This is a genomic window from Streptomyces anandii JCM 4720 (genome assembly GCF_014650655.1).
In the GTDB taxonomy this organism is placed as follows: domain Bacteria; phylum Actinomycetota; class Actinomycetes; order Streptomycetales; family Streptomycetaceae; genus Streptomyces; species Streptomyces anandii.
This window is the reverse complement of record NZ_BMVJ01000006.1, coordinates 123,917-143,262: the sequence shown is the minus strand read 5'-3', so window position 1 is coordinate 143,262 and position 19,346 is coordinate 123,917. Positions and strand designations below refer to the sequence as shown.

Here is a 19,346-nt window from a genome sequence, read left to right as displayed (position 1 = left end):
ACCCGAGATGATCTTGAAAGGCAGCTCGCTGCCCACGTTCAGCGCGTGCGCGGCGAGCAGGTAGATGATCGACAGCAGCAGGATGCCGGCGATCAGGAACATCCCGCCGTACAGCAGCGTGAGCCGTATCCGGATGGTCGGGCGCAGCCACGGGAAGGGCGGCTCGGGCCTCCTGGGGTCCCAGGTGGGCTTCGGGGGCGCCTGGGGCGGCGCGGGGGTCGCGGCCACGGCGGATCAGATCCGGTAGCCCGAGCCGGGGACGGTGACGATCACCGGCGGCTCGCCCAGCTTGCGGCGCAGGGTCATCACGGTGACCCGCACGACGTTGGTGAACGGGTCCGTGTTCTCGTCCCAGGCCTTCTCCAGCAGCTGCTCCGCGGAGACCACCGCACCCTCGCTGCGCATGAGGACCTCCAGGACCGCGAACTCCTTGGGCGCCAGCTGGACCTCCTTGCCGTCGCGGAAGACCTCGCGGCGGTTGGGGTCGAGCTTGATGCCGGCGCGCTCCAGGACGGGCGGCAGGGGGACACTGGTGCGCCGGCCGAGCGCACGCACGCGTGCCGTCAGCTCGCTGAACGCGAACGGCTTGGGCAGATAGTCGTCGGCGCCGATCTCCAGGCCCTCCACACGATCGCTGACGTCGCCGGAGGCGGTGAGCATCAGCACGCGCGTGGGCATGCCCAGCTCGACGATCTTGCGGCAGACGTCGTCGCCGTGCACGAGGGGGAGGTCGCGGTCGAGGACGACCACGTCGTAGTCGTTGACGCCGATGCGCTCCAGGGCGGCCGCACCGTCGTACACGACGTCGACGGCCATGGCCTCCCGGCGCAGTCCGGTGGCCACCGCATCGGCGAGCAGTTGCTCGTCCTCGACGACGAGTACGCGCACGTCGCTTGTCCTTCCTGATGTCCGCCCGCGCACGCCGCTCGGGCGCACGCGGGCAGGGGTCTTCATGGGTGTGTGCCTCCATCCTGCCCTTTTCGGCCATAAGTCGGCTGTAAGCCGGGGAAACGACGGCCGGGGCGGACCGGAGGAGGAAGGGCGGGCGAAGGGCGGGGGCATGACGAAAAATCTCATGCGGTTGAGGTTTCCGCGCGAGGGAGCCGGGGGAGGACGGCTTTACACCCCGCGATCACGCTCTGCATGTGCCGCACCACCATGCGGTACACCACGCTCCGCTTCCGCAGAGCGGGCGTGGGTGTCCGGCACCGTCGCCGCCCGGCAGGGCAGCGCTGGGCACCTACTGGAGACGTGATCGCCCCTTCCGAACGGCACACCCCTGTGCCACCGACCCACGACCCAGGACGAGGGGGCGCAGCATGGACGCATTCACCGCAGGACTTCTGCAGCGCATAAAGGCGACCGAGTCCGACCTGACCCGGGCTCGTGACGAGGGCGACGACTTCCTCGTCGAGGTGGAGCTGGCCGAACTCGACGACCTGCGCCGCCTCGCCGCCGAACACGGTGTGGAGGTCGGCGTGTCCGGCGTCTGACAGCCCGTACGCGAGCAGCTGCACAACAACGGGGCCCCGGCGAATCCAGCGCCGGGGCCCCGTTGTGATTGCTCGGTCGCCTTCGGACGCTTTATGCCGGTGTCGAGAGGGCGATCGTGCTCAGCGCTTCGCGCCTCCGCGCGCTCGCCCTCTCGACACCGGCGCGCCCTGCGGCTCCCTCGCGGCCGGCGCGTGGGGGCAGTGGGCGTGGGCGGCCTCTTGCCGTGGGGCAGGGGGCTCGTGTGCCCCAGGCTGATCCCGGGCTGCTTCAGTCCGTCCAGGCGCCCAGGTCCCCCAGGAGGTCCCGGAGGGGGCCGAAGACGGCTGGGGTGGCCGCGATCGTCAGGTCGCGGGAGACGGGCTCCGAGGGGCGGCCGCCGGTCAGTGCGCCCGCCTCGCGGGCGATCAGGTCGCCGGCGCCGTAGTCCCAGGGGTTCAGGCCGCGCTCGTAGTAGCCGTCCAGGCGGCCGGCGGCCACGTCGCACAGGTCGATCGCTGCCGAGCCGCCGCGGCGGATGTCGCGGACCAGCGGGATGAGGCGCTGGGCGACCTCGGCCTGGCGGGCACGGACCTCGGCGACGTACGCGAAGCCCGTCGAGACCAGGGCCTGGTCCAAGGGGGCCGCGGGGCGGCAGGACAGCTTGCGCTCGCCGGCCCAGGCGCCGGTGGCCCATGCGCCCCGGCCGCGTACCGCGTGGAAGGTCTCGCCGCGCATGGGGGCGGTGACGACTCCCACGACGGTCTCGCCGTCCAGCTCGGCGGCGATGGAGACCGCCCAGGTCGGCAGCCCGTAGAGGTAGTTCACCGTGCCGTCGAGGGGGTCGATCACCCAGCGGACGCCGCTGGTGCCCTCGGTGGCGGCGCCCTCCTCGCCGAGGAAGCCGTCGTCGGGGCGGCGGTCGGCGATCAGGCCGGTGATCAGCTTCTCGGCGGCGAGGTCCATCTCGGTGACGACATCGACCGGGCTGGACTTGGTGGCGGCGACCGCGAGGTCGGCCGGGCGGCCGTCCCGCAGCAGGTCCCCCGCGCGGGTCGCCGCCTGGAGGGCGAGCTGGAGCAGTTCCGCGTGCAGGGCGTCGGTCACGGCGCTCCTCACGCGTAGGGGCTGTCGGCGCCCGCGGCTGCGGGGCGGGGGGCGCGGGCCGGGCAGCAGCCGACCGGGCAGACGTCGTGGCTCGCGCCGAGGGTGCCGAGCGCGCACGGCGTGACCCGGTCGCCGCGCTCGGTCGCCGCGCGCTCAAGGATCAGTTCGCGGACCGCCGCGGCGAAGCGCGGGTCGGCGCCGACCGTCGCCGAGCGGCGGACCGGCAGGCCCAGCTCCGCGGCCTTGGCCGTGGCCTCGGTGTCGAGGTCGTAGAGGACCTCCATGTGGTCGGAGACGAAGCCGATGGGCGCCATGACGACGGCCGGAACTCCGGCCGCGTGCCGCTCCTGGAGGTGGTCACAGATGTCGGGCTCCAGCCACGGGATGTGCGGGGCGCCCGAGCGCGACTGGTAGACGAGCTGCCAGGGGTGGTCGACGCCGGTGCGCTCGCGGACCGCGTCGGCGATCAGCTTCGCCACGTCCAGGTGCTGGCGGACGTACGCCCCGCCGTCGCCGTGTCCCTCGGCCGGGCCGGAGGTGTCGGCGGCCGAGGTCGGGATCGAGTGGGTGGTGAAGGCGATGTGGGCGCCGTCGCGGACGTCGTCGGGGAGGTCGGCGAGGGACTCCAGGACGCCGTCGATCATGGGCTCGACGAAGCCCGGATGGTTGAAGTAGTGCCGCAGCTTGTCGATCCTCGGCAGCTCCAGGCCCTCGGCCTCGAGGGTGGCCAGTGCGTCGGCCAGGTTCTCGCGGTACTGGCGGCAGCCGGAGTACGAGGCGTAGGCGCTGGTGGCCAGGACGAGGATGCGACGGTGGCCGTCGCGGACCATGTCCCGCAGGGTGTCCGTGAGGTAGGGCGCCCAGTTGCGGTTGCCCCAGTGGACGGGGATGTCCAGGCCGTGGCCGGCGAAGTCCTTGCGCAGGGCGTCCAGCAGGGCGCGGTTCTGGTCGTTGATGGGACTGACCCCGCCGAACAGGAAGTAGTGCTGCCCGACTTCCTTCAGTCGTTCCTTGGGGATGCCGCGTCCGCGCGTCACGTTCTCCAGGAACGGGACCACGTCGTCCGGGCCTTCGGGGCCGCCGAACGAGAGCAGGAGCAAGGCGTCGTACGGAGTGGGATCGAGCGCGTCTGGCATGACACCGATCCTGCCACCCTGCACTGACAGCCGGGATTCCGACCCGCAAGGGCGGTGCGCCGGCACCACCCGACCACGTAAGCTGTGTCGGCTCCCTTAGCGCCTTACCGGATCCCCGGAGTCCCTGTGCCCAGCCCCTACCGCGCCCTGTTCGCCGCCCCCGGGTCGAAGGGCTTCTCCGCCGCCGGGTTCCTCGGCCGGATGCCGCTGTCGATGATGGGCATCGGCGTGGTCACGATGATCTCCCAGCTGACCGGACGGTACGGGCTCGCGGGCGCGTTGTCGGCGACCATCGCGCTGGCCGCCGCGGTGCTCGGGCCGCAGATATCCCGGCTGGTCGACCTGCACGGGCAGCGCCGGGTGCTGCGTCCGGCGACCCTGGTCGCGCTGGCCGCCGCGGCCGGGCTGCTGATCGCCGCGCACCTGCGGTGGCCGGACTGGGTGCTCTTCGTGTGCGCCGCCGGCATCGGGTCCGTGCCGAGCCTGGGCGCGATGGTCCGGGCGCGCTGGGCGGCCGTGTACCGGGGGACCCCGCAGCTGCACACCGCGTACTCGTTCGAGTCGGTGATCGACGAGGTGTGCTTCATCTTCGGGCCGATCATCTCCATCGGGCTGTCCACGGCCTGGTTCCCGGAGGCGGGGCCGTTGCTGGCCGGGGGCTTCCTCGCCGTGGGTGTCTACTGGCTGACCTCCCAGCGGGCCACCGAGCCGGCACCGCACCCGCGCGAGCAGCACGGCGGCGGTTCGGCGCTGCGCTCGGGCGGGCTGCAGGTGCTGGTGGCCACCTTCGTGGCGACCGGGGCGATCTTCGGGGCGGTCGACGTGGTGACGGTGGCCTTCGCCGACGAGCGGGGCCACAAGAGCGCGGCCAGCGTCGTGCTGGCGCTGTACGCCGCCGGATCGTGCGCGGCGGGCGTCCTGTTCGGGCTGCTGCGCCCGGGCGGTGCGCCCGCCCGCCGCTGGCTGCTGGGCATATGCGCGATGGCCGTGAGTATGATCCCCCTCCTACTGGTCGGAAACTTGCCGTTTCTGGCCGTGGCGCTGTTCGTTGCGGGCCTGTCCGTCGCTCCCACGATGATCACGACGATGGCCCTCGTCGAAGAGCACGTACCACGCGCGCATCTGACCGAGGGGATGACCTGGGTGAGCACCGGGCTCGCGGTCGGGGTGGCGCTCGGCTCGTCGGTGGCCGGCTGGGTGATCGACGCGGCGGGCGCGCGGGCGGGGTACGGGGTCCCGGCGGTGTCCGGGGCCGTCGCGGTCGCGGTCGGTTTCCTCGGGTACCGCCGGCTCAGCAGGCCGGCTCCGGTTCGGGGAGGCTCCGTTGAGCAGCACAACGAGCGCGCAGAACGGCACGTGGCGTAACTGGGGCGGCAACGTCAGTGCGCGTCCCGCGCGGGAGGTCACTCCGGCATCGGCGGAGGAGCTCGCCGCGGCGGTGCGCAAGGCAGCCGAGGACGGCCTGAAGGTGAAGGCGGTCGGCACCGGCCATTCCTTCACGAGCATCGCCGCGACGGACGGTGTGTTGATCCGTCCTCAACTGTTGACCGGTATCCGTGCACTCGACCGTGACGCCATGACGGTCACGGTCGAGGCGGGCACCCCGCTCAAGAGACTCAACGCGGCTCTCGCGCGCGAGGGCCTCTCGCTCACCAACATGGGCGACATCATGGAGCAGACGGTGTCCGGCGCCACCAGCACCGGCACGCACGGCACCGGCCGCGAGTCCGCCTCGATCGCCGCCCAGATCAAGGGCCTGGAGCTGGTCACCGCGGACGGCTCGGTGCTCACCTGCTCGGAGAAGGAGAACCCGGAGGTCTTCGCGGCCGCCCGCATCGGCCTGGGCGCGCTCGGGATCGTCACCGCGATCACCTTCGCCGTGGAGCCGGTCTTCCTGCTCACGGCTCGCGAGGAACCGATGCGGTTCGACCGGGTGCTCGCCGAGTTCGACCAGCTCTGGGCGGAGAACGAGCACTTCGAGTTCTACTGGTTCCCGCACACCGGCAACACCAACACCAAGCGCAACAACCGCAGCGCCGGACCCGAGAGGCCGGTGGGCCGGCTGGCCGGCTGGTTCGAGGACGAGTTCCTCTCCAACGGGGTCTTCCAGGTGGCCAACTGGGTCGGCCGGGCGGTTCCCGCCACCATCCCGGCGATAGCCCGGATCTCCAGCCGGGCGCTGTCCGCGCGGACGTACACCGACATCCCCTACAAGGTCTTCACCTCCCCGCGCCGGGTGCGGTTCGTGGAGATGGAGTACGCCGTACCGCGCGAGGCCCTCGCCGACACGCTGCGCGAGCTCAAGGCGATGGTGGACCGCTCCGGACTCAGGGTGAGCTTCCCGGTCGAGGTGCGCACCGCGCCGGCCGACGACATCACGCTGTCCACCGCCTCCGGCCGGGACAGCGCCTATGTCGCCGTCCACATGTTCCGGGGCACCCCCTACCAGCGGTACTTCACCGCGGCCGAGAGCATCTTCACCGCGCACGAGGGCCGCCCGCACTGGGGCAAGATCCACACCCGGGACGCCGAGTACTTCGCGGGGGTGTACCCGCGCTTCGCCGAGTTCACGGCGCTGCGGGACCGGCTGGATCCCCAGCGGCTGTTCCAGAACGACTACTTGCGGAGGGTGCTGGGGTCGTAGCCGAGGCGCCCGGCTCCGGGGACCGCGCGCCCGCGCCTCCGGGTTGCGGGTCCGCGGCGGACCCGCCGGAACCGGACCCGGTGGTGCCGGACCCGCCGGAACCGGACCCGGTGGTGCCGGACCCGCCGGAACCGGACCTGGTGGTTCCGGACTTGCCGGTTCCGGCCCCGGCGGTCCCGGTCGCCCCGGTCGTCGGCGCCTGGCTCGCCGGCGTATCGCCGCCCGAACCCGCACCGCCCGAACCCGTTCCGCTCGGTCGCGAGCCGTCACCGGTGGTGGACCGAAGAGACGGCGAGGGCGCGGGCGAGCGGTCGCCGGAGGAGGACGGCGACGCGTGGTGGCCGGTCACGGCGGCGCCGACCGTCGTGCCGTGCCCGCCCCCGAAGCGGCTGCCCGCCGCCGCCTCGTACGCGGTGATCCCGGCCATGGTGACGCCGAAGACCAGCGCGGCCGCGAGCACGGGGCGCCGCCACCCCCGGGCCCGGGCCCGGGCCCGGTAGACGGTGCCGGGCGTGAACTCACCGTTCGGCAAAGGCGACGCGGACGCCCGCCGGGCGGGGAAGGTCGCCGGTACCGGTCCCGCGGCGGTGGCCGCGCCCCTCAACTGCTCGCCCGTGCGCCGGAAGAAGTGCTGGAAGACCGGGCCCCCGCACGCGGCGACGGCACTGACGACGCCGGCGCCGAGGATCGTGCCGTAGACGCCGAAGTACGAAGCGAGTTTCGCGGCGACCACCGCCGCCACGGCGCTGCCCGCGACCTGAGGCACGCTCAGGTCGATCCGCCTGCCGCTCACGTCCTTGCCCCCGCTCACCTCCTTGCCGCCGCTGGGCACACCACCGTTGTCGGGCCTTTCGCGCATTCCCGGACCTTGCCTGCCTCTCCCGTACATGGCCGGGTCTTCGGGACGTGACCGGCCATCTGCACGAGAAAGGGACGTACGGACGAAACCGTTAGTTCCGTTTCCGGTGATTACGTGAAGTACGCCACGGGCATGATCGAGAAAGCCGGTGAGGCGCGGCCAAGTCCCGCTCCTTGCCAGAAGTTGGGCGGCGTGCCAATCCACGCACGTGGCCCGAATGGAGTACTGTTGCGAGCCCTGGGTCCGGTCTCCCGCCAGGGTGTCCGGGGCCTTGCTGGACCGCCGGGAGGGGGCTGGTTGCACAGGGTGACAAAGTTGGTCACTTAGCGTTGTGAACAGGTAACCGTGCCATAACGGCGATCCAGGGCCAGCGCCCGACACGCCGGGCAACTCGGCAAGGTTGTGGCAGGCTGCACCCGGGCAGGCCACACTCGACTAGCGGAAGCAGCGACGCACGTGACGTCGGCAGGCACCACCCGGGAGGTCCCCATGCCCGAACTGCGTGTCGTGGCCGTCTCCAATGACGGCACACGGCTGGTGCTGAAGGCTGCGGACAGCACGGAGTACACGCTTCCGATCGACGAACGGCTCCGCGCCGCCGTGCGCGGCGACCGTCCCCGCCTCGGCCAGATCGAGATCGAGGTGGAGAGCCATCTCCGCCCCCGCGACATCCAGGCGCGTATACGAGCCGGCGCGACCGCGGAAGAGGTCGCACAGCTCGCCGGCATTCCTGTCGACCGCGTACGGCGGTTCGAGGGCCCCGTGCTCGCCGAGCGCGCCTTCATGGCCGAGCGGGCCCGCAAGACCCCGGTCCGCCGCCCCGGCGAGAACTCCGGCCCGCTGCTCGGCGAGGCCGTCCAGGAGCGTCTGCTGCTGCGCGGCGCCGAGAAGGACACCGTCCAGTGGGACTCCTGGCGCCGCGACGACGGCACCTGGGAGGTGCTGCTGGTCTACCGGGTCGCGGGCGAACCGCACTCGGCGAGCTGGACCTACGACCCGCCGCGGCGCCTGGTGCAGGCCGTCGACGAGGAGGCGCGGGCCCTGATCGGCGAGTCCGACGACCTCGGCACGCCGGAGCCCAGCTTCCCGTTCGTGCCGCGCATCGCCCGGCTGCCCCGCGAGCGCTCCTTCGACCGGGACCGCGAGCGGCCTGCGCTGCCCGCGCAGGCGTCCGAGCCCGCCGAGGAGAGCACGGGCGAACGCGACTCGCTGACCAGCCTGTTGGAGGCGGTGCCGAGCTTCCGGGGCGACCTGGTGGTGCCCGAGCGTGCGCCGGAGCCCCTGGACGAGCCCGACCCCGAACCGGCGGTGGAGGAGCCCCCGGCGCCCGCGGCGTCCGCCGGCTCCGCCTACGCCGACGTGCTCATGCCGCGCTCGGTCGGCAGTCACCGGGACCGGCTCATCGGCGCCACCGACCGCCAGGCCGAGGCCGACGGGGTCCGCCCCGGCCGCCGGGCCGCCGTCCCGAGCTGGGACGAGATCGTGTTCGGGACGCGCCGGAAGAAGCAGGAGTAGCCGGGCGGGCCACCACCCCCGCCCGTGACGGCTGTTGGGAGCCGACGGCCCGGGACCACGCCGCGAACGGCGTGCGGTCCGGGCCGTCGGCTCCCCCTTTGTCCGCTGGGAAGGACCCCGTACGGCTACTGCGGGTCCGCGCCCACCGCCACCGGCCGCGAAGGGTCTCCCGACCACTCCGACCACGAACCGGCGTACAGGGCCGCGGGAATGCCCGCGACGGCCAGCGCGAGCACCTCATGGGCCGCCGACACGCCCGAGCCGCAGTACACGCCGACCTCGGTACCCCCGGCCGCGCCCAGCGCCTCGAACCGCGCCCTGAGTTCCGCCGCGGGCCGCAAGCGCCCGTCCGGGCCGACGTTGTCGTTCGTGGGCGCGGACACGGCGCCCGGGATGTGGCCGCCGACCGGGTCGATCGGCTCCACCTCACCGCGGTACCGCTCCCCCGCGCGGGCGTCCAGCAGCAGGCCGGAACGCGCCAATTCCGCCGCCGCGTCGGCGTCCAGGAGCGCCACCGCGCCGGGCTCCGGCGAGAAGTCGCCCTCGGCCGGCTCGGACGCCCCGGTCTCCAGCGGCCCCTCCCAGGCGGCCAGGCCGCCGTCCAGGACCCGTACGTCGGGATGCCCCGTCCAGCGCAGCAGCCACCACGCACGGGAGGCCGCCCAGCCCTGCCCGCCGTCGTACACGACCACCGGCCGGGCCGCGGACACGCCCGCGCGGCGCATCGACGCGCCGAACTCCTCGATGTCCGGGAGCGGGTGGCGGCCCTCCTTCCCCGGTGCGGAGGCGAGTTCGCGGTCGAGGTCGACGTAGACGGCGCCCGGGATGTGTCCGGACTCGTGGGCCGCGCGTCCGTCGAAGGGCGGCTCGCCACCCGCCTTCGCCACGCTGAGCTGCCAGCGGACGTCGAGCAGCACCGGCGGGCGCGGTCCCGCGAGGGCGTCGGCGAGTTCGGATGCGGAGATGATGGCGTTCATGGTCACCATCCTTGCGCACGGGGTGGCCGCGGCGTCCAGGTCCGGCTACTCTGCTCGGCCGGACAGGTCCGGTCACGAGACGTACGGGATCGGGCACGCGCTGTACAGCCGATCGACATCTGTCGGCAAGCGCAAGTAAACGGGCAGGAAACCGCACACCGGGCATCCTCCGGACAGACACCGCCCGGGAGGACGCACCCGGAGCGCGCCCCACCACGGGTGGTGCGAGCATCGGCTCGGGGACCGGGAGAGCGCAGTCGAGACGGCCGCCGCACGGGGGCCGAGAAGAGAGTGACGATGACCGAGGCACCGGAGTCGGCCGGCCCGAACGGCCGCGCGCACACTCGGTATACGCCCGGCACACCATGCTGGGTGAGCCTGATGGTCCACGACATGGCCGCCACCCAGGCCTTCTACGAGGAGCTCTTCGGCTGGGAGTTCCAGCCGGGCCCCGCCCAGCTCGGCCCGTACGTACGGGCGCTGCTGGACGGTCAGGAGGTGGCCGGCATCGGCCGGCTGCCACCGGACCGGCACCTGCCCGTCGCCTGGACGCCGTATCTCGCCTCCGACGACGTGGACCTGACGGCCGAAACGGTACGCCTGTGCGGGGGCACCGTCGGGGTGGGCCCGCTGGAGGCCGGGGACGCGGGACGCCTGGCGATCGGCTCGGACCCCTCGGGCGCCGTCTTCGGCGTCTGGCAGGCCGCGGCCCATCTGGGCACCGGCATCACGGGCGCGCCGGGCACACCCGCGTGGAACGAACTGCTGACCTTCGAGACGGCGGCCGTCGCCAAGTTCTACGAGACGGTCTTCGGCTACGAGGAGAAGCGCGCCGCCTCCTCCGGCCCCGACGAGGTCACCCTCTGCCTGGACGGGCGCCCGGTCGCCGGTGTGCGCGGCGCGGGCCACGCGCTGCTCCGGGACCGGGGCCCGCACTGGCTGACGTACTTCGAGGTCGTCGACACGGAGGAGGCGGCCGAGCGGGTCACCGGCCTCGGGGGCCAGGTGCTCGTCCCCGCCCACGACGGCGCGCACGGCCGGACGGCGACGGTGGCCGATCCGGAGGGTGCCCGGTTTGCCCTGGTTCAAGGTCCGTGTTGACCCGGGGGTTCGCTCAGGAGGGTGAGACCGGCAGGACGTCCGGTGACAGGGCGGCGGCGCGGGCCGAGGCGGCCGTCATACGGCGCCGGTGGTGCCGGCGGCACAGCACCTCGTAGCCGATCTCGTCCGCGGACCGGGTGACGTCGCCGACGACCACCTGGGCGCCCTCGACGACCATGACCCCGCCCACCGTGCGGGCGTTGTGGGTGGCGCGGGCGCCGCACCAGCACAGGGCCTCGACCTGGAGCACCTCGACGCGGTCGGCCAGCTCGACCAGGCGCTGCGAGCCGGGGAACAGCTTGGAGCGGAAGTCGGTCGTGATGCCGAAGGCGAAGACGTCGATCTCCAGGTCGTCGACCACGCGCGCGAGTTGGTCGATCTGCTCCGGCGCGAGGAACTGCGCCTCGTCCGCGATCACGTAGTCGGCCCGGCCGCCCTGGGACAGGTGGTCGACCAGGTGGGCGTACAGGTCCGCGCCGTCCTCGACCTCCACCGCGTCGGTGACCAGGCCGAGGCGCGAGGACAGCTTGCCCTCCCCCGCCCGGTCGTCACGGGTGAAGATCATGCCCGCCAGACCACGCGCCGAACGGTTGTGCTCGATCTGCAGCGCCAGCGTCGACTTCCCGCAGTCCATCGTTCCGGAGAAGAACACCAGCTCGGGCATGGGGAGTCGGGAACCTTTCGGCAGGTGGTGGAGGGCGGTGGGCTCTGGGCCGAGGGCGGTGGGCTCAGGGCAGAGGGCTGAGAGCTGAGGGCGGTGGCGTCAGGAGCGTACTTCGAGCAGGGGTACGAGCTGCTCGGCAGGGGTCATCGAGCCGTGGTTGCCGGCCATCGCCGACTCCTTCGGCTCTCGCTCCGAGGCGATGAGCAGCACGTCGTCCCGCGCGGCCGCGACGACATCGCCGATGCGCGCGTACACCCGGTCGTCGATCCGCGGGCCGAACCAGCCCGCCGCGACCGCCTCCTCGCGGGAGGCCACCCAGAACTGCTCCCCCAGCACCTCGCGCCAGCAGATCAGCACGTCGTCCTCGGCTCCCGGCACCGCGTACACGTGCCGGGCCCGGCCCTCGCCGCCGAGCAGGGCCACGCCGGCGCGCAGCTCCCAGTCCTCGTCGAAGTCGATGCGGTGCTGCTCGTCGAACGGGATGTCGACCATGCCGTGGTCGGCGGTGACGTAGAGCGCGCTGCGCGGCGGGAGCTGCTCGGCCAGGCGCTGCGCCAGCCGGTCGACGCACATCAGCTGGCCGCGCCAGGTGTCGGAGTCGACGCCGTAGCGGTGGCCGGCGCCGTCGAGCTCGGAATAGTACGTGTAGACCAGGGCGCGGTCGGCGGCGGCGAGTTGCTCGGCCGCGAGGTCCATGCGGTCCTCACCGGTGAGCCGCCCCAGGAACGTTCCGCCACTGAGAGCGACCCTGGTCAGGGGGGTGTTCTCGAAGGTCGGGGAGGAGACCTGCGCGGAGTGCACCCCGGCGCGGTGGGCGAGCTCGAAGACCGTGGGGTACGGCTGCCAGGCGCGCGGATCGGAGTACGGCTGCCAGCGCAGCTGGTTCATCAGCTCGCCGGTGGCGGGATTGCGCACGGTGTAGCCGGGCAGGCCGTGCGCGCCGGGGGGCAGACCGGTGCCGACGGAGGCCAGGGAGGTGGCGGTGGTCGCCGGGTAGCCGGCGGTGATCGGCCGGCCGGTGCCGCCGCGCGAGCCGGACAGCAGTGAGGTCAGGAAGGGGGCGTCCTCGGGGTGCGCCCGCAGCTGCTCCCAGCCGAGGCCGTCGATCAGGAAGACGCAGGCGCGGTCGACGGGGGTCAGCTCCGTGATCGCGGCGGTCATGTCGGGTACGCCCATGCCGGCGGCCAGGGTGGGCAGGAGGTCGGCGAGCGAGCCCGACCCGTACTGCGGGACGGGCGCGGACTCGACGGCGAGGGGTTCGGGATGGTCCCAGGCGGTGGACTGTGTCATCAGCGGGTCAGGTCCGCGGTGGCCTCGGACACGGCCTGGGCGAAGGCGAGCGCCTGGCGCACGGTCTCGGGTCCGTCCCCGGCCTCGCTGACACGCAGGCTGAGGTCGTCGGCCGTGGAGTTGCCGGTGTAGCCGTGATCGGCCTCGCAGTCGGGGTCGCCGCAGGCGGCGGGCTCCAGGTCGATGCGGGAGACGGCGCCCCAGCCGATGGTCAGCACGACCTCGCGGGGCAGGGTGCCCGGCGTGTACTGCTCGGGGTTGGCGACCACGCGGCTGACCACGACCGACGAGATGCGGCCGAGCTTGACCGACTCGGTCGAGGTCGTCGCGTACGGCGTCGGGGAGGTGCTGTCGGCGGCCTGCTCGTCGGTGTGGCTGACGATGAAGCGGTTGCCGGTGAGGACGAGCACGGTCACGTGCCGCCGTACCTCGTTCTGGTCGAACGTGGTCTCCTGGTGGACCAGGTACGACCGGATGGGCTCGCCGCCGACGGCGGCCTCCACCGCCTCGGCCACGAGAGCCGGGTAGTAGCCGCTGCGCTCGATCGCCGCCCGCAGCCCCTGGGTCGTCGTAGTGGTCTTGGCCATGCCGTCCATCCTACGGGGGCGCACTGACTGCGAGGCACCGCCGAGGACCGGGGAAACCGGGGCGTGACGCCGGGGGCACGCCCAGTGTGGGCCTCGCGGCGGCCCCTCAGTACAGCGGGAGCGTGCGCGGGCCGAGGTCGTCGCGGGCGGGCGCGGGTGCCAGGCGCACCGCCGCGCCGAGGACGCTCACCCCGCGAGGGGCGACGACGACCGGCTCGAGGGTGACCGCCACCACCTCCGGGTGGTCGTGCACCAGCCGGGACACCCGCAGCAGCAGTTCCTCCAGCGCGGGTGTGTCGACCGGCGCCGAGCCGCGCCAGCCGAACAGCAGGGGCGCGGTCCGGATGGAGCGGATCATCGAGGTGGCCTCCCGGTCGGTGACCGGGACCAGCCGGTGCGCCATGTCGTCCAGGAGCTGCGAGGCGGCCCCGGCCAGGCCGAAGGAGAGCACCGCGCCCGCCGCCGGGTCGATGACCGCGCGTACGACGGTGTCGACTCCCCGGGGCGCCATGGGTTGGACCACGGGCCGGAGCTCCTCCGGCTGCCCGAACAGCTCGGTCAACTCGGCGTAGGCACGGCGCAATTGCTCTTCGTCGGCCAGGTCGAGGCGGACGCCGCCGAGGTCGGCGCGGTGGCGCAGGTGGGGGGCGGTGGCCTTGAGGGCGACGGGGTAGCCGAGGGCGCGGGCGGCTTCGGCGGCGGCGTCGGGGGTGGGGGCTGGCAGGGCGCGGCGGACGTGGATGCCGTAGCGGCCGAGGAGTTCGCAGGTCTCCTCGGTACCGAGGGTGAAGCCCTGGCCGCGCGCGAGCAGGCCGTTGATCAGCGCGGCGGCGCCCTTCTCGTCGATGTCGTCGTACTCGGGCACCTTGCCGGGGTCGGCGGCCTCGCGCCGCCACTGGCCGTAGCGGACGGCCTCGGCCAGGGCCCGGACGGCGCGCTCGGCCGCCGGGTAGGCGGGGATCAGGCGGGAGCAGGCGCCCGGGCCTTCGGCGGGGGCGGTCCGGGACGGCGTGGCCGCGGTGGGCGTGGGGTGCGGGGTGGCGGACGGGTGCACGGGGGCGGGCCCCTCGGGTGCGGGCTCCACAGGAGCCGGGGCGGCCTCCCCCTGGGCGGCCCCCGCCTGCGGGCCCGTGCTGGCGGCGGCCGACAGGGCCTCCGCGAGGCCGCCCAGTTCCACGTGGACGACCAGGACCGGCTTTCCGGGCACCGCGGCCGCGGCCGAGCGCAGTGCCTCGGCCAGCGCCGCGTCCTGTGCGGCGCCCTCGCCTACGGCGGGGATGGCGGTGACGACCACCGCGTCGGCGGTGTCGTCGGCGAGCGCCCGCGACAGCGCGGCCCTGAAGTCCTCCGCCGACGCCGCCGTGGTCAGGTCCCGCGGCGGCTGCGGACGCAGGCCCTCGGCCAGGCAACGGTCGTACGTCAGCACGCCCAGCGACTCGGAGTTGCCGAGGATCGCCACGCGCGGGCCGGGCGGCAGCGGCTGCCGGGCGAGCAGCAGCCCGGTGTCCACCAGTTCCGTGATGGTGTCGACGCGGATCACTCCGGCCTGGCGCAGCAGCGCGGACACGGTCGCGTGGGGCAGCCGCGTGGCCCGCACAGTGTGGCCCTGGGGGGCGGAACCGGACCCCTGGACCACGACCAGCGGCTTGGCTGCCGCGGTGCGCCGCGCGAGCCGGGTGAACTTGCGCGGGTTGCCGATGGTCTCCAGGTACATGAGGGCGACGTCGGTGTCCGGGTCGTCGTACCAGTACTGCAGGACGTCGTTGCCGGAGACGTCGGCGCGGTTGCCGGACGAGACGAAGGTCGACACGCCGGTCACTCCGGTGACGCCGCCACCGCGCCGGTGCAGCCGGGACAGCAGCGCGATCCCGATGGCGCCGGACTGAGCGAACATCCCTATGCGGCCCGGGCGGGGCATCTCGGGGGCGAGGGAGGCGTTCAGCCGGACCTCGGGCGAGGTGTTTACGATGCCGAAGGCGTTGGGCCCGACGAGACGCATGCCGTACGTGCGCGCGTGCCGCACGAGGGCGCGCTGGCGCTCGCGTCCCTCGGGGCCGCTCTCCGCGTACCCGGCGGAGATCACGACGAGTCCCTGCACGCCGTGCTCGCCGCACTCGGCGACCACCTCGGGGACGTGCTCGGCCGGCACGGCGACGACCGCGAGGTCGACGGGGCCGTCGATGTCGCGCACCGAGCGGTGCGCGGGCACCCCGTCGATCTCCTTCAGGTCCTCGCCGAACGCGCGGTTGACGGCGTGCAGCCGGCCGGTGAAGCCGGCGTCGCGGATGTTGTCGAGGATGCCGCGGCCCACGCCCCCGCGCGTGCGGCCGACTCCGACGACGGCGACCGAGCCGGGGGCGAGCAGGCGGCGCACCGAGCGCGCCTCGGCCCGCTGCTCGCGGGCGCGCTGCACGGCCAGCGAGCGGTCGGTCGGCTCGATGCCGAACTCCAGGTGCACGACGCCGTCCTCGAAGCTGCGCTTCTGGGTGTACCCGGCGTCGGTGAACACCTTGATCATCTTGGTGTTGCCGGGCAGCACCTCGGCGGTGAAGCGGCGGATGCCGCGTTCGCGGGCGACGGCGGCGATGTGCTCCAGGAGGGCGGAGGCGACTCCGCGGCCCTGGTGGGCGTCCTGGACGAGGAAGGCGACCTCGGCCTCGTCGGAGGGTCCGGACGCCGGCATGCCGTCGGCGCCCACGCGGTCGTAGCGTACGGTGGCGATGAACTCGCCGCCGACCGTGGCCGCGAGGCCCACCCGGTCCACGAAGTCGTGGTGCGTGAAGCGGTGGACGTCCTTCGCCGACAGACGCGGATAGGGCGCGAAGAAGCGGTAGTACTTGGACTCGTCCGACACCTGCTCGTAGAAGCTGACCAGCCGGTCGGCGTCCTCGGCGGTGATGGGGCGGATCCGGGCGGTGCCGCCGTCGCGCAGCACCACGTCGGCCTCCCAGTGGGCGGGGTACTCGTGCCGGTCCGGCGAGGTCTGCATGGCCCCAGCGTACGGCGGGCCCCTGACAACGTCCGGCCGGCCTCCGGCACCGGCGCGAGGGCAGTCCGTGGAGGACACTGTGGAGGACACACATCGGACCGAGGCCGCGGTCCGGCGTCACCCGGGAGCGGGAACCCGTTCCCGGCGTGCCTCACGTGTGGGAAACTGGTCTAGACAACCCTGATACACCGAAGGGCAGCATCACATGGCTGAGCGCCGCGTCAACGTCGGCTGGGCCGAGGGCCTTCACGCCCGCCCCGCTTCCATCTTCGTCCGGGCCGCCACGGCCGCAGGTGTCCCCGTGACGATCGCCAAGGCCGACGGCACCCCCGTCAACGCGGCCTCCATGCTGGCCGTCCTCGGGCTCGGCGCCCAGGGTGGCGAGGAGGTCGTCCTGGCCTCCGACGCCGAGGGCGCCGACGCCGCCCTGGACCGGCTGGCCAAGCTGGTCTCGGAGGGCCTGGAGGAGCTGCCCGAGACGGTCTGACCCGTCCGTCCGCAGCGCCGGAACGCAACGGTGGAACCGCGTCGCCCATGAGGGCGGCGCGGTTTCGCTTTTCGGTCCCGCGGCCGCCTGGTTTTCATATATGCGGCTGGCCCACGGAAATTACGGGGAGGGCGGCACGTAAAGGGGAGGTCGGCACGTAAAAGGGCGTGCGTGAATTCCCCCGACCGGATCCCGATCCCGATGCCGAGCCCGAATCCTTTGATATCTCCTCTTGTATACGGCGCCCGTGTTAAAGGCGGAGACCCGACATGTTGACGCCAGGTTGCGAAGTCCTCACACGGTCGGCGCGGGCCACCGTCGCGCCGGCGGCGCGCAAACGGTGTGCGCCCGTCGCGCGCTCGGCGTGCAGGGCGGTCAGCGCCCGCGCGCGCTCGCCGTCCCCGCGCGCCACGGCGTCCACGATGGCACCGTGCTCGGTCCAGGACTCCACCGGGTCGGCCGGCACGTCCACCGTGTACATCCAGGCGATCTTGTGCCGCAACTGGGTCAGCATCGAGGTCAGCGCGGGGCTGCCGCAGGCCTGGGCGAGCGTTTCGTGGAACCAGGTGCCCAGGGCGCGCAGTTCCTCGCTGCCCCCCTGCCTGGCCCGCTCCTGACCCAGCCTGACCAGCCCGCGCAGCACCTTCAGATGAGCCTCCGTGCGCCGCTGGGCCGCACGGGCGGCGCCCAGCGGCTCCAGCAGCATCCGCATGTCCAGCAGATCGGCCGCCTCCTGCTCGGTGGGCTCCGCGACGCACGCGCCCGCGTGCCTGCGGGTCACCACGAACCCCTCGGCCTCCAGCGTGCGCAGCGCCTCGCGCACGGGCACGCGCGAGACTCCGTAGCGGCGCGCTAGGACTTCCTCGGTGAGCCGGCTGCCGCGCGCGTGGACGCCGGCGACGATGTCGTCCCGGATCGCGGTGCACACCGTGTGCGCCGGAATACGCATGCCCGACCTCCGCATTAATCCCCGTGAAACGCGGCCGATTGGCGCGTGTTCGACCGACTCTATTGCAGCGCCCGGTCTTTTCCGGCGAGGAGCCGGAATCCATGGATATTTTTTGGACAGCGGCCGGACGAAACAGCGACGGCCCCCGGGCTCGGTGAGCCGGGGGCCGTCGCCGCGATGGGCGGGCGTGCGTGGGTCAGACGTTCACGCCGTGCTTGCGGAGGTAGGCCACGGGGTCGATGTCGGAGCCGTAGTCCGGGCTGGTGCGGGCCTCGAAGTGGAGGTGCGGCCCGGTGACGTTGCCGGTCGCGCCGGACAGGCCGATCTGCTGCCCTGGGGTGACCTTCTGGCCCACCGAGACGCCGATGGACGACAGGTGGCCGTACTGGGTGTACATGCCGTCGGCCATCTTGATCACGATCTGGTTGCCGTACGCCCCGCCCCAGCCGGTCTGGACGACCGTGCCGATGCCGACCGCGTGCACGGCGGTGCCGCTCGCGGCGTGGAAGTCGATGCCGGTGTGGGAGCCGGAGGACCACAGGGAGCCGCCGGCCTTGTAGGCGGTGGACACGTAGGAGCCGAAGACCGGCGGCACGAAGGTGTTGAGGCGCTTGCGCTCGGCCTCGCGGGCGGCGCGCGCCTTGGCCTCGCGCTCCTGCTTCGCCTGCTCGGCAGCCTTCTTGCGCGCGGCCTCCTCGGCCTGCTTCTGCGCGGCGGCCTTCTGCTGGGCGAGGGCCTGGGCGTCCACCCTCTGGGCGACGGTGTCGCCGATGGTGATGACCGGGTTGAGGCCGGTGTCCTCGGGAGCGGGGGCCTCGGCCGCGAGGGCCGGTGCGGCGGCGAGGGTGCCGATGACACCGGTGGTGGTGAGGGCCGCGACGCCGGCCGCGCGGGCGGTGGTGCGGTGCACCCGGCTGGGACGGCGGTGCTTCCCGGTGGCGCGCGTGAACGCCATGTGGTGGCTGGTCCTTTCCTTCCCTCTCGCCTACCGGGTTAGCTGACGGGTTCGGAGCAGGAAGGTCTCCTACGGGCCCCCTCGCACAACGCGCGGGCGCCCGATTCACCCCAGGGACTGGATGGGTCCCCGGCTCCCCTGGCTCGCGCCGTACGGGGACTCGGCGATGGCTGTCCGGTGCCGCGGGTGCGGCGCACTGCCCGACGAACAGCCGCCCCGACGCTAGACGGGCCCGCTTTCAATTCCCAAACGAATCAGAGGTTTTGTAGCGCAGGCCACAGGGCAGACGGGCAGCCTCTCCCGCAATTCGGACATGCGGGGGCCCTGGTGACGCTTCGGTCACCAGGGCCCCACGCGCGCGTGCCCGTCGCGGGCCGCCACCGCGCTCCCGCGCGGGTGCCCGACGGCGTCCTCTACTCGGCCGTCACGACGGTGACTTGGCCGATGCCGAGGGCCTCCACGGGCTCCTTGATCCGCGCCGCGTCACCGACGAGCACCGTCACCAGGCGGTCCACCGGGAAGGCGTTGACGACTGCCGCGGTGGCCTCGACCGTGCCGGTGGCGGCCAGCTGCTGATAGAGCGTCGCCTGGTAGTCGTCGGGCAGGTGCTGCTCGA

General features: G+C 73.1%; 17 protein-coding genes, 2 pseudogenes and 1 riboswitch. Of the genes and pseudogenes, 6 read left to right on the top strand and 13 right to left on the bottom strand.

Going from position 1 to position 19,346, the window contains the following annotated elements:
* Together IE249_RS37135 and IE249_RS13395 are read right to left on the bottom strand one after the other, a co-directional pair.
* Nucleotides 1–228, bottom strand: a pseudogene (locus IE249_RS37135) (two-component sensor histidine kinase); the annotation flags it as partial.
* A gap of 6 nt (nucleotides 229–234) precedes the next feature.
* On the bottom strand, nucleotides 235–888 hold the full coding sequence (locus tag IE249_RS13395; RefSeq protein WP_007385219.1) for a response regulator transcription factor: 654 nt from the start codon (nucleotides 886–888) through the stop codon (nucleotides 235–237).
* 431 nt (nucleotides 889–1,319) lie between these two features.
* Between IE249_RS13395 and IE249_RS13390 the strand changes: the two genes are divergently transcribed.
* The gene (locus tag IE249_RS13390) at nucleotides 1,320–1,493 is read left to right on the top strand and encodes a hypothetical protein (protein WP_019981855.1); all 174 of its coding nucleotides are present in this window, start codon (nucleotides 1,320–1,322) and stop codon (nucleotides 1,491–1,493) included.
* Nucleotides 1,494–1,761: 268 nt separating this feature from the next.
* Here IE249_RS13390 and IE249_RS13385 read toward each other — a convergent pair whose 3' ends face one another.
* Both IE249_RS13385 and IE249_RS13380 read right to left on the bottom strand, forming a co-directional pair.
* The gene (locus tag IE249_RS13385; RefSeq protein WP_189705036.1) at nucleotides 1,762–2,577 is read right to left on the bottom strand and encodes an inositol monophosphatase family protein; all 816 of its coding nucleotides are present in this window, start codon (nucleotides 2,575–2,577) and stop codon (nucleotides 1,762–1,764) included.
* An 8-nt stretch (nucleotides 2,578–2,585) separates the two neighbouring features.
* Nucleotides 2,586–3,713 (bottom strand): ferrochelatase, encoded by a 1,128-nt coding sequence (locus IE249_RS13380; protein ID WP_189705035.1) that lies wholly within the window; start codon nucleotides 3,711–3,713, stop codon nucleotides 2,586–2,588.
* 126 nt (nucleotides 3,714–3,839) lie between these two features.
* Here IE249_RS13380 and IE249_RS13375 point away from each other — a divergent pair, with 126 nt between their 5' ends.
* Both IE249_RS13375 and IE249_RS13370 read left to right on the top strand, forming a co-directional pair.
* A complete protein-coding gene (locus IE249_RS13375) occupies nucleotides 3,840–5,078 on the top strand; it encodes an MFS transporter (protein ID WP_189705034.1) in 1,239 nt (412 codons plus the stop codon).
* Nucleotides 5,038–6,357 (top strand): D-arabinono-1,4-lactone oxidase, encoded by a 1,320-nt coding sequence (locus tag IE249_RS13370; protein ID WP_189705033.1) that lies wholly within the window; start codon nucleotides 5,038–5,040, stop codon nucleotides 6,355–6,357. The genes IE249_RS13375 and IE249_RS13370 overlap by 41 nt, the downstream gene beginning before the upstream one ends.
* On the opposite strand, the gene IE249_RS13365 is transcribed toward IE249_RS13370, so the two are convergent.
* A complete protein-coding gene (locus tag IE249_RS13365) occupies nucleotides 6,281–7,216 on the bottom strand; it encodes a hypothetical protein (RefSeq protein ID WP_229858353.1) in 936 nt (311 codons plus the stop codon). The genes IE249_RS13370 and IE249_RS13365 overlap by 77 nt on opposite strands.
* Nucleotides 7,217–7,705: 489 nt before the next feature.
* On the opposite strand from IE249_RS13365, the gene sepH reads away from it, so the two are divergent.
* Nucleotides 7,706–8,731 carry a septation protein SepH gene (gene sepH / locus IE249_RS13360; RefSeq protein ID WP_189705032.1) on the top strand — a complete coding sequence of 342 codons (1,026 nt, stop codon included), beginning with the start codon at nucleotides 7,706–7,708 and terminating at the stop codon, nucleotides 8,729–8,731.
* 125 nt (nucleotides 8,732–8,856) lie between these two features.
* Here the strand turns inward: sepH and IE249_RS13355 are convergent, their stop codons facing one another.
* Nucleotides 8,857–9,708, bottom strand: a complete 852-nt coding sequence (locus IE249_RS13355; RefSeq protein ID WP_189705031.1) for a sulfurtransferase — start codon at nucleotides 9,706–9,708, stop codon at nucleotides 8,857–8,859.
* A 297-nt stretch (nucleotides 9,709–10,005) separates the two neighbouring features.
* Here IE249_RS13355 and IE249_RS13350 point away from each other — a divergent pair, with 297 nt between their 5' ends.
* Nucleotides 10,006–10,809, top strand: a complete 804-nt coding sequence (locus IE249_RS13350; protein ID WP_189705030.1) for a VOC family protein — start codon at nucleotides 10,006–10,008, stop codon at nucleotides 10,807–10,809.
* 13 nt (nucleotides 10,810–10,822) lie between these two features.
* On the opposite strand, the gene IE249_RS13345 is transcribed toward IE249_RS13350, so the two are convergent.
* The 4 genes from IE249_RS13345 to IE249_RS13330 all read right to left on the bottom strand — a co-directional run bounded on the left by IE249_RS13345 (nucleotide 10,823) and on the right by IE249_RS13330 (nucleotide 16,339).
* The gene (locus tag IE249_RS13345) at nucleotides 10,823–11,473 is read right to left on the bottom strand and encodes a thymidine kinase (protein ID WP_189705029.1); all 651 of its coding nucleotides are present in this window, start codon (nucleotides 11,471–11,473) and stop codon (nucleotides 10,823–10,825) included.
* A gap of 99 nt (nucleotides 11,474–11,572) precedes the next feature.
* Entirely contained in the window at nucleotides 11,573–12,763 is a 1,191-nt protein-coding gene (locus IE249_RS13340; protein ID WP_189705028.1) for an alkaline phosphatase family protein, read from the bottom strand.
* Nucleotides 12,763–13,359, bottom strand: coding sequence for a DUF5998 family protein (locus tag IE249_RS13335; RefSeq protein ID WP_189705209.1), 597 nt, complete (start codon nucleotides 13,357–13,359; stop codon nucleotides 12,763–12,765). Before IE249_RS13335 ends, IE249_RS13340 begins: the two co-directional genes overlap by 1 nt.
* 97 nt (nucleotides 13,360–13,456) lie before the next feature.
* Nucleotides 13,457–16,339, bottom strand: coding sequence for a bifunctional acetate--CoA ligase family protein/GNAT family N-acetyltransferase (locus tag IE249_RS13330; protein ID WP_189705027.1), 2,883 nt, complete (start codon nucleotides 16,337–16,339; stop codon nucleotides 13,457–13,459).
* 205 nt (nucleotides 16,340–16,544) lie between these two features.
* Here IE249_RS13330 and IE249_RS13325 point away from each other — a divergent pair, with 205 nt between their 5' ends.
* Nucleotides 16,545–16,826, top strand: coding sequence for an HPr family phosphocarrier protein (locus IE249_RS13325; RefSeq protein ID WP_030171859.1), 282 nt, complete (start codon nucleotides 16,545–16,547; stop codon nucleotides 16,824–16,826).
* 250 nt (nucleotides 16,827–17,076) lie between these two features.
* Here IE249_RS13325 and IE249_RS13320 read toward each other — a convergent pair whose 3' ends face one another.
* From IE249_RS13320 to IE249_RS37130, 3 genes and pseudogenes are all read right to left on the bottom strand, one after another.
* Nucleotides 17,077–17,775 carry a GntR family transcriptional regulator gene (locus IE249_RS13320; RefSeq protein ID WP_189705026.1) on the bottom strand — a complete coding sequence of 233 codons (699 nt, stop codon included), beginning with the start codon at nucleotides 17,773–17,775 and terminating at the stop codon, nucleotides 17,077–17,079.
* Nucleotides 17,776–17,971: 196 nt separating this feature from the next.
* Nucleotides 17,972–18,730 (bottom strand): M23 family metallopeptidase, encoded by a 759-nt coding sequence (locus IE249_RS13315; RefSeq protein ID WP_189705025.1) that lies wholly within the window; start codon nucleotides 18,728–18,730, stop codon nucleotides 17,972–17,974.
* Nucleotides 18,731–18,742: 12 nt separating this feature from the next.
* Nucleotides 18,743–18,906, bottom strand: a riboswitch (cyclic di-AMP (ydaO/yuaA leader).
* A gap of 237 nt (nucleotides 18,907–19,143) precedes the next feature.
* A pseudogene (locus tag IE249_RS37130) lies at nucleotides 19,144–19,346 on the bottom strand (insulinase family protein); the annotation flags it as partial.

What these genes read in the sequence shown, in the direction of transcription:
- IE249_RS13390 (WP_019981855.1), top strand. Translation starts at nt 1,320, where the DNA reads ATGGACGCATTCACCGCAGGACTTCTGCAGCGCATAAAGGCGACCGAG.
- IE249_RS13380 (WP_189705035.1), bottom strand. Translation starts at nt 3,713, where the DNA reads ATGCCAGACGCGCTCGATCCCACTCCGTACGACGCCTTGCTCCTGCTC.
- IE249_RS13365 (WP_229858353.1), bottom strand. Translation starts at nt 7,216, where the DNA reads ATGCGCGAAAGGCCCGACAACGGTGGTGTGCCCAGCGGCGGCAAGGAG.
- sepH (WP_189705032.1), top strand. Translation starts at nt 7,706, where the DNA reads ATGCCCGAACTGCGTGTCGTGGCCGTCTCCAATGACGGCACACGGCTG.
- IE249_RS13355 (WP_189705031.1), bottom strand. Translation starts at nt 9,708, where the DNA reads ATGAACGCCATCATCTCCGCATCCGAACTCGCCGACGCCCTCGCGGGA.
- IE249_RS13350 (WP_189705030.1), top strand. Translation starts at nt 10,006, where the DNA reads ATGACCGAGGCACCGGAGTCGGCCGGCCCGAACGGCCGCGCGCACACT.
- IE249_RS13345 (WP_189705029.1), bottom strand. Translation starts at nt 11,473, where the DNA reads ATGCCCGAGCTGGTGTTCTTCTCCGGAACGATGGACTGCGGGAAGTCG.
- IE249_RS13340 (WP_189705028.1), bottom strand. Translation starts at nt 12,763, where the DNA reads ATGACACAGTCCACCGCCTGGGACCATCCCGAACCCCTCGCCGTCGAG.
- IE249_RS13335 (WP_189705209.1), bottom strand. Translation starts at nt 13,359, where the DNA reads ATGGACGGCATGGCCAAGACCACTACGACGACCCAGGGGCTGCGGGCG.
- IE249_RS13330 (WP_189705027.1), bottom strand. Translation starts at nt 16,339, where the DNA reads ATGCAGACCTCGCCGGACCGGCACGAGTACCCCGCCCACTGGGAGGCC.
- IE249_RS13325 (WP_030171859.1), top strand. Translation starts at nt 16,545, where the DNA reads ATGGCTGAGCGCCGCGTCAACGTCGGCTGGGCCGAGGGCCTTCACGCC.
- IE249_RS13320 (WP_189705026.1), bottom strand. Translation starts at nt 17,775, where the DNA reads ATGCGTATTCCGGCGCACACGGTGTGCACCGCGATCCGGGACGACATC.
- IE249_RS13315 (WP_189705025.1), bottom strand. Translation starts at nt 18,730, where the DNA reads ATGGCGTTCACGCGCGCCACCGGGAAGCACCGCCGTCCCAGCCGGGTG.